Raw genomic sequence first — 10,365 nt, forward strand, 5'->3', positions numbered from 1 at the left:
GCTGCGATATCTTCTTCGACCGCTTCGTCCCATAGATGGATTTGTTTTGCGGTGAGATGTTCGTTTTTACTGCCGAATTTATGCTTTTTAAACAGCGCCAGTTCATGCTCGTATTTTTGATTGAGAATAGAAAGATGCTGAACTTTGGCATCCAATTGCTGGTTTGATTTTTCTAATTCTTGATTTGATTGTGCCAGAGACTGATGCTGCATTGCCAACTGCTGGGTAAATTCCAGCAGTTGTTCATGGGTCAGTTGGCTTAAGTCAGGCAGCGTATTCATGATCGCAGTATGCCTGAGGTCATGACGCAGAGGAAATAGAACGTTTGGAGAATAGCAGAATAACCGAGCTTGGTTTAGAGCATTGTGACCACTTGCTGTCGTCCAATGCGCTGCCAGGGCAAACCCTGGATTAATGCCTGTAACTGTTCCGGGTTGAGGGCCACGGTTTCACCTTGGTGAACTTGAGCCCAGTGGAATTTTCCCTGTTCCAGCCGCCTGGCACACAGCCAGATGCCCAGTCCATCATGTACCAGCACTTTCATACGATGGCCACGTTTATTACAGAACAGGTAAGCACAATGCGGTTTAATGTAGCCAAAGGCTCTCACCACCTGAGCCATGACAGTATCCATCCCTGCTCGCATATCCAGAGGTTGGGTAGAAAGCCAGATTTCATCAATGCGGATCATGTTGCCAGTGCCTTGAGTAATTCTGCTAAAGCAGATATTTCTGATACTTGCCATTTCAAGCCAATTTCTGCTTTTGAGTGGGGTAAAGTAATTTGAACCTTTAACATGTCAGTAGGAGTAGGATCTAATGGTGCAGAGCAAGATAAGGCAATAAATGCAGGTTTATTCGGTAGTGGTGAGCGATCACTCCCTGGCTTAGCATCAATTAAGCGAATCCATTTGGATACAAGATTTGTATTCAATCCATGTTGCAAAGCGACCGAAGCAATTGAAACGTCCGGTGCTTTACAAGCCTGAACGATCTGCTGTTTAAATTCAGCACTGTATGTTCTTCGTTTTTTCGCAAGAGATGCGATGGATGTCTGGTGATTTGTAGTCATAAATTTTAGTCCCCACTTGTTTTTAAGTGGGGACTCAATTGAGGCTTATGGTTGGAATTTAGAACATGTGTTGAGCGGATGCTTACGACGGCATGAAGATATAAGCACATTCATAGATGTAGAATGCATGTGGACACCATCTACCTACAATTATTCAAAACAAGATAAATGCCTCGCGATATTCTGTCGCCAGATTTTTATCTCATCTAAGGTATATTCGACGGATGAATTTGACTTCTTAGGGTGATTGATCATTTTTACCATCCCCCATTTTGAAAGTTTTTCTTTCTTTGGCCAACGCAATGAATGTTTTATGATTAATGTGGTCAGCTCTTTGATAATCTTTTCATCATACTCTGTTTGCAAATTCCATTGCATTAAAAGAGTAGAAATGTTTTTTGCCTGGTCATCAAGATCGATTTCAAAGATACTAAAAGGCCTCTTTTTGTAATTAAATCTGAACTCTAGTAAAGAACGAGGCTGATCTCGATGAATGAGATAATTTAATCGTGATTTACCGACTTTAGGTAGTCGATGATAATATGGTTCTTCTGATGTCAATTTGATAATCTCTGCGTCATTTAAACCTATCATCACCTGTTTAAATGCATCAAAGCCTTTACTGAAATATTCTGCGTATTCAGCATCTTCTGCAAGCCCCATGAATTCACCTTGGCCAACGGTCCCTAAGATAGAGGGTTCATCTGTTGCAACCACTTCAGGATCATCGAGGATGCCTTGTTCTTCTCCATATGGTTGATTTGCTCCTTTGCGTTTGATATATCGTTTTGCTGTACAGATGGGTTGCTGAAAACTAAGCAAGACGGGTTCAGATTTGATAATCACCGTCCCTTTATCAGAGTTTGCTTCTTGAACATCATCGATCTTAGGCTCATCCGGCATTTTTTCAATGCCATAACCACCTTTTACTTTATCGCTGGTAACTTCATTTTGTTTTTGGATGAAGCGGGTGCTAGAAAATTCAATTAAATCAGGCAGCTTGGAGGGTATATGCTTAATTTCGAGAATTTCATTAATATAAATCTGATTCGATTTTTTTGAATAGTAAGCTTTTACAGTGATTTCGGTGTTTTTTAAAGATGGACAACTAAAGTCAAAGTTCCATAGTTCTGTTGATTGGTCTGTATATTTTTGTGCCATAAAATGAGCATGGATACTTTTATAGCAGGCTTTAATTTCACGATTAATTAAAATCCAAGCCAATACACTGCGCATTTCAACAGACTCATATAGCGCAGCCGGAAAACTTTTTGGCACCAATTCATTAATGATGTAATGCGCTTTCGAGATTTTCTGTACAGCAAATTCTAGATCTAAAAATTCTGGATGAAGTGCATTGCGAGCAAGGTAGGCATTATGAAAAAATAAGGCACGTGCCAGTTCAATTTTGGGTAAATGTACCCAAGTATTTTCATAGCGCTGCTCTACATCTGTCATAACCTGAGATACTTGGTTTTGCCGGTTGTAGACGTTGCAACTGTTATGCCAACGTCTAAGATGCTCAATTTTATAGGTCAAAATGAGGGGTTCTAGTAATTTAGAATTGGGTGTTGGATTTAGACATTTTTGGCGTGCAAAAAGATGCATATTTGAGAATCTATACCCTAGAGTATATTGTTTTTTCGATTCCAGCTCTTGCAGATGGAGTTTAATCTTCCACGCTTTGTTTCTCTGCTCTTTATAAATAGGGCCGATGGAACGAATAATCGTATTTTCAGGAAAGTCTTTTAGCATTATTACACCTTAATCAGCTGATCGTGTTGTATAACATGGTTAAGGAAGGTCTGTGTTTCCTGAGTCATTCTGTCTGTTGTTAAACCGGTTTTTCTCAGTAGTACCCACAAGGATATGGATTCATTATTGCGTTTGGTGAGAAGCAATTCACGTGATAAACGTCGAATTTGATAGCAGCTGGTGTCTTCTTGGTAAGTGTTTAGAAACTTGGTGATCAATGGCAAGCTCGCGAGATTTTTTTCAATGGTTGACGGGCTTGACAACTGTTTGATCCACCAGGTTCTTGTTCTTCGAGGAGAGTCAAGGTTTTCCAGCAATTGTTGGTGTAAGCGAAGTAATGTTTTGACGCCTTCCCAATCACGTTGTTTCCAATTGACTTTTTTTCCAGATGGAATAAATGGCATCTGTTTCTGAGCATTGGTTTCTACTAGCCATTTTTTATCATTACGGTATAACCAAGCATACAGGGCTGTATTTTGTCGTCTTGCATTCACAATAGAAGTTTGTGCTAAAGCAGTTAACCATAAATGACGTTGGGTATGGATAACTGTGGGTTGTAACTTTTCGCCTACGGTGTTGTCACAGAAGCTTGTTGGCGTAGGTGAATATGCTTTCACCGCTTTGAGAATCTCTTGAAAAGTCCAAGACTTCCCAGCGTAAAATGCTTCAATCACGATTAAATGTTCTAAGTAAGAAAAACTACGTCGATGTTTTCTAAACATATGATGAAGCCAGCTATTTTCCGTACACAGATCACTTAGTCCATGCTGTATTAGAAATGACATCGGCCAACGTTGCATAATCTTTTGGTAAATGAGTTCATGTACTATGTGATGTTTGCCTTTGACCATATGATGTTTTAAGGCAAGGTCTTTATAAAAAAGTGTCCATTGCGCTAAGTTAGCAGACGGGGTGTTTGTAAGTGAACAAAGTTCAATGGCTTTTTGTGCAATCAAAATTTCATCTAGGGAGGCGGGTTCTTGGGCATGTGTTGGACAGTTCTCTAAACAAGCGGCTTTGAATTCATGCTTATGGACGGATCTATATTGCACGCTGCTATTGAGGAGTTTCCCATGTTGAGGACAGCAACTAACACCTGGAATTTGCCACAGTCTAGACCAATACCATTCGCCATAGCTTTGTAATTGTTCTTCGAAACATTGAGGACAGTAGCGTAAGTATTCCGGAATATGAACTTTTGATGCATTGAGTCCTACAGCTAAGTGCAAAGCACCATGCGATGCTCCTTGCATGAAATGTAAGCAGTTTTGGCGTCTTTCTTCGGGAATAAAGCAAGCATATATTGGGAATAGTGTGTGTTTATCAATAAGATGATTTAAATCATAAATTCTTTGGGGTAGCCAGTGCAAAATTTTTTCAAGATGACATGGAAGATCTACCGTTGCAGAAACTTTACGATTTTGAAACACTTCATCAAGGAGTTGTTTCGGGCTAGTGAGGGCCAGACGTACTCCAGCACGTGCTACAGTACTGTAAATCAACTCATCAGGATAAGGCGTGGGAAAATTAAACATGTTGATGACTCTCCCTGAGCCATTGCTCAATATCAATTACATACCCTGTGTGATCTTTCAGGTGTCGATAAAATGAAAGAAGAGGGTCTTTTTGACTGTACTGAAAACGTAAGTCAGCATTATCTAATTGATGCCATGCTGCAGCTTTGATGGTAGGTTTTCGAGGGGATTGGAGCGCTTTTTTCTGATCATTTTCCATGACTTTTTCGAGGTCATTTTCATCTTTGAGCCATTCCATAATCACAGGCAACAAAGTTTGTATGTCTGTATTTGGATGAGACTGAAATGCTCTTTTAATCATGTTTGGGAGTAGATCTGATTGATACCCCAATTCAACCAATAGTCGATGCAGACGAATCGCCTGTGAGTTTCCATCATAGATATCGACATCATCTTTCTCGCCATGTTCTTGTCTAATCTTTTCCTGCAAGTACAGTAATTTTTTGTCGACTTCAGGGATACTTAAGTCTGAGTACTGTGCAATTCTTTGAGGATCCCCACTGCGTAATGCCTCAATCATGGCATGGATTGGGATCATGTCCTGCATGTAGGTGGTTTCTAGCAGTCTGATCGTAATACGTTCTACCCCAGTCTCGATCGCTCTGATCTGAGCCAATACAAACAGTTTCACCACCACATCTGGTATACCTTGAGATAGTTTATACCAACATTCCCGTATATCTTCAGATAGAGAAAGATCTGCTTTAGTCAGCCATTGGTATTTCCAAAGTGTATCTGTAAACCCCACCCATTCAGACTTGATCACTTGCTGAGTGTGAGGAGAAACACTATTTTTTTCATTTCTGATCGGCTCCCATAATACTGCCCCAAATCCAATTGCTCTTCGAGCTGATCTGAAATCAGCATCAAATATAGGGCGTGCTTTTGGTGTACCGACCATTACAACAGGTAAGCTGATGATATTGACGAGGGTGACGAAAAAATTAAGCATCTTTTTCTCTCCCCCAGATTTATTAACGCTCAAATGTTGAATTTCATCGATGATTAATAAGCCAATCGCGTGAAGATTGGCAATTTGGCTCATTAGATGCATCAGCGTTTCAACACCATGCCTTTTTAAAGCATATTTTCTTTCATAATCTGAGCCAATTGCAGAATCCACAGCTCTGAAAAAGTGTAAGCATAAGCTTTTTAATGATCCATCGTGTGGACAGTCAATTTTAAGATAGACAATTTGGGTGAAGTTATATTTTTCGTGAAAAATGACCTGAGGATATGTTGCTAGAATTCGATTTAATGTGGTGGTTTTTCCACTCCCTGAACAGCCAATAAAAGACATACTCTTGGCAGTCGATTGTGCTGTTTTAAATCGAAACGCATGGATATCCCCTGTCATCATTCGTTCGTAACCATTTTGCAGGTGAGTAGCTAATTCACCTTTTTCAAGATTACGTGCGACATATCCATCACGAATCATAATGCCAAGCTTTTGCTCAAGTGAATAGTGTCTTGAAATAGGCAGAAAAAAACTATTCATGAGCTGAGAAATCAGATGACTTCTAACCACTCCGGGTTCATGTTTCTCAAACGGACTAATATCTACTGTACATTTCAAAGCTGTTTTAATATCGTTGAAATTACGTATTGGCGGCAATGCTTCTATAAGTGGATTGCCTCTATATTGACCAAAGCTCGGTTGATAAATGGCGTTGACTTTCATTTTTTTTCCTCACTTTAATCATCATCGAATAATTGATCAAAAAATGCAGGTCGATCGTATTGATCCTGGTCATCTGTGTGTGCTTTACCTTTTGAAAAAGAAACGATATTGCTTGGTCGTTCTTGATTTGATTTACGGGTAGGTACTGATTCTTTGAGCACTTCTCTTTCTTGGTCGCGTGCCTTTATACGATTCTCTTTAATGGTTGAAAGGCGATCAGCATTGCTTCGGGTTGATTGTCGTGTCGATTCAAGGGCTTTTTGAATGATTTCTTCATTTGAACGTTCTAATTCAGCACGGGCAATTTGTAATGAGGTATGGTAATTTGCCTGGCTAGACTTTTGCTCCTTCTTAACTTTCCAAACTTCCCAAAAACTACAGCCTATAAATTCTCTTGAGCGTTGTGCTAGTTGTGCTTCCCAATACTCAGAGTTAGACTGCGAAAAAAACACATATATTTTTTCAGCATTAGCCGGATCATAGGCTATGGTTAATTTTTGTGGGCGCTGTATTGATGTAGAGCGATGCATCCAACCATTTTCTAAGATTTCTTTACAAATATAGTAAACACCAAAAACTTTAAGGCCTAAATGCGACAGTGTAGCTTCAGTCCGGGGGAGGAGAGCAATGTAGATCGCACGTTCAGAAGCTGTTCTTAATTTACCAGTCCTATTTTGGATCCCCCAATTCCACAGATGTAATGGAATATTTGGAAGATCTGTCGGCATATCGATATCACGATCATAAGATCTGATTTCATGTGTCTGATTATGCATTAACACAGAATTAAGTATAATCTTGGTAAACTCATGTATGGTCAGAGTAGCATCTAGCCGATAATCTTTACCCCCACGTTTCTTTTCTTTAATAGGTTGTACAACACCTGGTGCATAGGGTTTAAAGTCAGCCTGTATGGTACGAAAATATCGCTCGATAATACCTTTAAGATCACCTCGATATGCAGGGGCATTTTCAATTCGGATAGCAAAACTTTTTTCTAGGTGTTCAATTTGATGACCGAGTAGTTCACCACGATCTGCTAAAATTGCTTCAGGTAAACCGATGCAGGGCCAATCCTCAGAACGTATTTCACGGCCAAAACTTTGACAATATTTGACTTTGTCACACATGGCAACACGTAGAACTTGCATGCTCGTAACATATGATGGATTTTCGAGACCAACATACATACCGGTCACCATACGACTAAATTCATCTATCATAAAATAGACAGTTGGCCGACCAATAATGCATGAGCGATCAGAGTCAGAAATGAGATATATATCTGCAATTGTTGCGTCAATTTGATATCGAGAACCTGGCCCTGAAACTTGTGAATTTGTTGTAGACAATAAAGGTCTGTTATCTTTCAAATATTGAATTTGAGGAGAACGCTTTTTAAGCCTAAAAGTGCGGCTAAAATCTCTTTCATAAAAATATTTAAATTGCCAAAAAGAAGGATACTCAGTCTTTGGTATATCAGGGTATTCCTCCTGATACAGTATCAGAAATTTACGGTAAGCGTATTTAATGGAAATTTTTTTGTCATTGAGTAAGTATTGATTGATAACTTTCTTAAATAATATTTCCACGCTTTTATCAATTAATGCACCTGTACCAACAGAAATAACACGTGGTCGACCTAATTTTTTTTCAGTGACGGTTTTTTTTATCCCTTTTCCACCAGAATTATAATATTGAGGAATAAGCGCATTAGGTGTCATACCACGTTGCCAATAGCATCGTAATAGACGATAAATCGTTTGTTTAGTTGCGATTTTTTGTTGTACAACTTGTTCAATTAGATAAGCACGTTCTTTAGGATCATAAAAGCGTTCATGCTCAATAATTCTTTTAATTATGGCAAAGTTATGATCACGTTTTATCTGGTAAATAGATCCTGTATCTACAGAGAGCAAACAGAGATCTGAAAAGGGGTCATGTGCTAGTTGGGCTTGACCAGAGATAACGTGTTGTTCAAGTTCAGAAATTGGGATAAGTTCAGGCAAGGCTTTATTAGACTGTATATCCATCCACACTAAATACTGAGGGTATATTTTTAGAATCCGAAATAAAACATGATCTAATTGATAAACATTATTCACCTGAAACATTGCGAAGTTTCTCCAAATGTTGAATGTTTCCGATCTCAATGTCACGACCACAAATCTTTCTATAGCCTTTAGTGATATCGAAAAGAAAATAGCGCTGAGCAAGCAATTCCCTAATTTCTAGAAGAGAGGCACCTGCTTCCATTGAGTAGTGAGTATCAAGATATTTTGATAGCTCTATCAGTGTAAGTTCAGGTTTTTGAAGAAAATAATTTTGGTAGAAATCCATTTTTGAGAAGGTGTAGATATCATTATTTACTTTATTCAATGGGTATAGCCATTTAATATTATCTATAGCTGTAGATGAAATATCTTTTTCTGTAAAGAGAAACCAAGGTATGTTTTTTTGCTCCCAATAACGTCTCTCGAGTTCTAATTGAGCAATGGTCCTTTTTTGATCTAGGTGTATCGACTTAAGCGCTTTTACAACAAAGCAAGGGGGCTTTAGAGGAGAGTGATTGACGATAAAAAATGTTGAGGTAAGGATTTGATGGACATTTTTTTCAATGGGGTGTGGAATTTTTAGATCTTCAGCAATTTGAACAGTAGTTTCAAGATCGAGTGGGATTTGCTCCCGTATATCTTCAATATCCTGAATTCTGTCTAGGGCTAAAAATAGTGCTAATTCTAAGTCAGAAAATAAATGGTGAGTCCTTTGGGTCTTATAACCATATACACGACTCGATCTTTCAGTCAGCGACTTATTATCTCTGACATTCAGAAAAGGCTTGTATGTGTCTAATTGCCCTTGACCACGTCCTTCCTGCAGCCACCGTAATTGTTGTTGTCTTGAAACCATCCTAGAACTCATCTCTTTTTTTTAGAAATTATCATTTGATTTAATTTTGATCAATATGGTTTCCTACTTTTTTTCTAAAATATTAATTTTTTTTACTCTGTATGAATGATTATTTCTTCTTATGTATTGAGTGTTATTGATCTTAAATTTATTTAATTTTTTAAAATCAATAATATATATTATTTTTTTAGATAGATATTTACTTACAAATAATCTATTCATATTTTTGACATAGAAGTTAGTTGTGTATGGCTTGTAAGCGTCCGCTGAACACACCTTATGAATTCATCCTATAAGCCTTAATTTAGTCCCCCACTTAAAAACAAGTGGGGACTAAAATTTATGACTACAAATCACCAGACATCCATCGCATCTCTTGCGAAAAAACGAAGAACATACAGTGCTGAATTTAAACAGCAGATCGTTCAGGCTTGTAAAGCACCGGACGTTTCAATTGCTTCGGTCGCTTTGCAACATGGATTGAATACAAATCTTGTATCCAAATGGATTCGCTTAATTGATGCTAAGCCAGGGAGTGATCGCTCACCACTACCGAATAAACCTGCATTTATTGCCTTATCTTGCTCTGCACCATTAGATCCTACTCCTACTGACATGTTAAAGGTTCAAATTACTTTACCCCACTCAAAAGCAGAAATTGGCTTGAAATGGCAAGTATCAGAAATATCTGCTTTAGCAGAATTACTCAAGGCACTGGCAACATGATCCGCATTGATGAAATCTGGCTTTCTACCCAACCTCTGGATATGCGAGCAGGGATGGATACTGTCATGGCTCAGGTGGTGAGAGCCTTTGGCTACATTAAACCGCATTGTGCTTACCTGTTCTGTAATAAACGTGGCCATCGTATGAAAGTGCTGGTACATGATGGACTGGGCATCTGGCTGTGTGCCAGGCGGCTGGAACAGGGAAAATTCCACTGGGCTCAAGTTCACCAAGGTGAAACCGTGGCCCTCAACCCGGAACAGTTACAGGCATTAATCCAGGGTTTGCCCTGGCAGCGCATTGGACGACAGCAAGTGGTCACAATGCTCTAAACCAAGCTCGGTTATTCTGCTATTCTCCAAACGTTCTATTTCCTCTGCGTCATGACCTCAGGCATACTGCGATCATGAATACGCTGCCTGACTTAAGCCAACTGACCCATGAACAACTGCTGGAATTTACCCAGCAGTTGGCAATGCAGCATCAGTCTCTGGCACAATCAAATCAAGAATTAGAAAAATCAAACCAGCAATTGGATGCCAAAGTTCAGCATCTTTCTATTCTCAATCAAAAATACGAGCATGAACTGGCGCTGTTTAAAAAGCATAAATTCGGCAGTAAAAACGAACATCTCACCGCAAAACAAATCCATCTATGGGACGAAGCGGTCGAAGAAGATATCGCAGC

Annotated in this window: 11 protein-coding genes; 3 read left to right on the plus strand and 8 right to left on the minus strand. The window is 39.0% G+C overall.

Features of this window, described 5'->3' with window-relative positions; all coding sequences use genetic code 11:
• The 8 genes from AC5YCI_RS15805 to AC5YCI_RS15840 form a co-directional block, all read right to left on the minus strand.
• The coding region (locus AC5YCI_RS15805) for an IS66 family transposase (protein ID WP_496175161.1) at window positions 1-281 on the minus strand (281 nt) is incomplete at its 3' end.
• A gap of 74 nt (window positions 282-355) precedes the next feature.
• Window positions 356-745, minus strand: a complete 390-nt coding sequence (tnpB, locus tag AC5YCI_RS15810; protein WP_496175162.1) for an IS66 family insertion sequence element accessory protein TnpB — start codon at window positions 743-745, stop codon at window positions 356-358.
• Window positions 688-1,071 carry an IS66-like element accessory protein TnpA gene (gene tnpA / locus AC5YCI_RS15815; RefSeq protein WP_218999213.1) on the minus strand — a complete coding sequence of 128 codons (384 nt, stop codon included), beginning with the start codon at window positions 1,069-1,071 and terminating at the stop codon, window positions 688-690. The genes tnpB (AC5YCI_RS15810) and tnpA (AC5YCI_RS15815) overlap by 58 nt, the downstream gene beginning before the upstream one ends.
• 150 nt (window positions 1,072-1,221) lie before the next feature.
• Window positions 1,222-2,826, minus strand: a complete 1,605-nt coding sequence (locus tag AC5YCI_RS15820; protein WP_496175908.1) for a Tn7-like element transposition protein TnsE — start codon at window positions 2,824-2,826, stop codon at window positions 1,222-1,224.
• Between the two features lie 2 nt (window positions 2,827-2,828).
• The gene (locus tag AC5YCI_RS15825; RefSeq protein WP_496130478.1) at window positions 2,829-4,361 is read right to left on the minus strand and encodes a TniQ family protein; all 1,533 of its coding nucleotides are present in this window, start codon (window positions 4,359-4,361) and stop codon (window positions 2,829-2,831) included.
• Complete coding sequence (locus AC5YCI_RS15830) at window positions 4,354-6,042, minus strand: AAA family ATPase (RefSeq protein WP_496175909.1); 1,689 nt, start codon at window positions 6,040-6,042, stop codon at window positions 4,354-4,356. Before AC5YCI_RS15830 ends, AC5YCI_RS15825 begins: the two co-directional genes overlap by 8 nt.
• Window positions 6,043-6,056: 14 nt before the next feature.
• Complete coding sequence (locus AC5YCI_RS15835) at window positions 6,057-8,156, minus strand: TnsB C-terminal domain-containing protein (RefSeq protein WP_407412459.1); 2,100 nt, start codon at window positions 8,154-8,156, stop codon at window positions 6,057-6,059.
• Window positions 8,140-8,952 carry a TnsA endonuclease C-terminal domain-containing protein gene (locus AC5YCI_RS15840; RefSeq protein WP_104504133.1) on the minus strand — a complete coding sequence of 271 codons (813 nt, stop codon included), beginning with the start codon at window positions 8,950-8,952 and terminating at the stop codon, window positions 8,140-8,142. Before AC5YCI_RS15840 ends, AC5YCI_RS15835 begins: the two co-directional genes overlap by 17 nt.
• Before the next feature lie 342 nt (window positions 8,953-9,294).
• On the opposite strand from AC5YCI_RS15840, the gene tnpA (AC5YCI_RS15845) reads away from it, so the two are divergent.
• The 3 genes from tnpA (AC5YCI_RS15845) to AC5YCI_RS15855 form a co-directional block, all read left to right on the plus strand.
• On the plus strand, window positions 9,295-9,678 hold the full coding sequence (gene tnpA, locus AC5YCI_RS15845; RefSeq protein ID WP_218999213.1) for an IS66-like element accessory protein TnpA: 384 nt from the start codon (window positions 9,295-9,297) through the stop codon (window positions 9,676-9,678).
• On the plus strand, window positions 9,675-10,010 hold the full coding sequence (gene tnpB / locus AC5YCI_RS15850; protein WP_164709242.1) for an IS66 family insertion sequence element accessory protein TnpB: 336 nt from the start codon (window positions 9,675-9,677) through the stop codon (window positions 10,008-10,010). The genes tnpA (AC5YCI_RS15845) and tnpB (AC5YCI_RS15850) overlap by 4 nt, the downstream gene beginning before the upstream one ends.
• 74 nt (window positions 10,011-10,084) lie before the next feature.
• Window positions 10,085-10,365: IS66 family transposase (locus tag AC5YCI_RS15855; RefSeq protein ID WP_496175161.1), on the plus strand; the 281-nt coding region annotated here is incomplete at its 3' end.

This window comes from Acinetobacter sp. CY17, assembly GCF_059515825.1.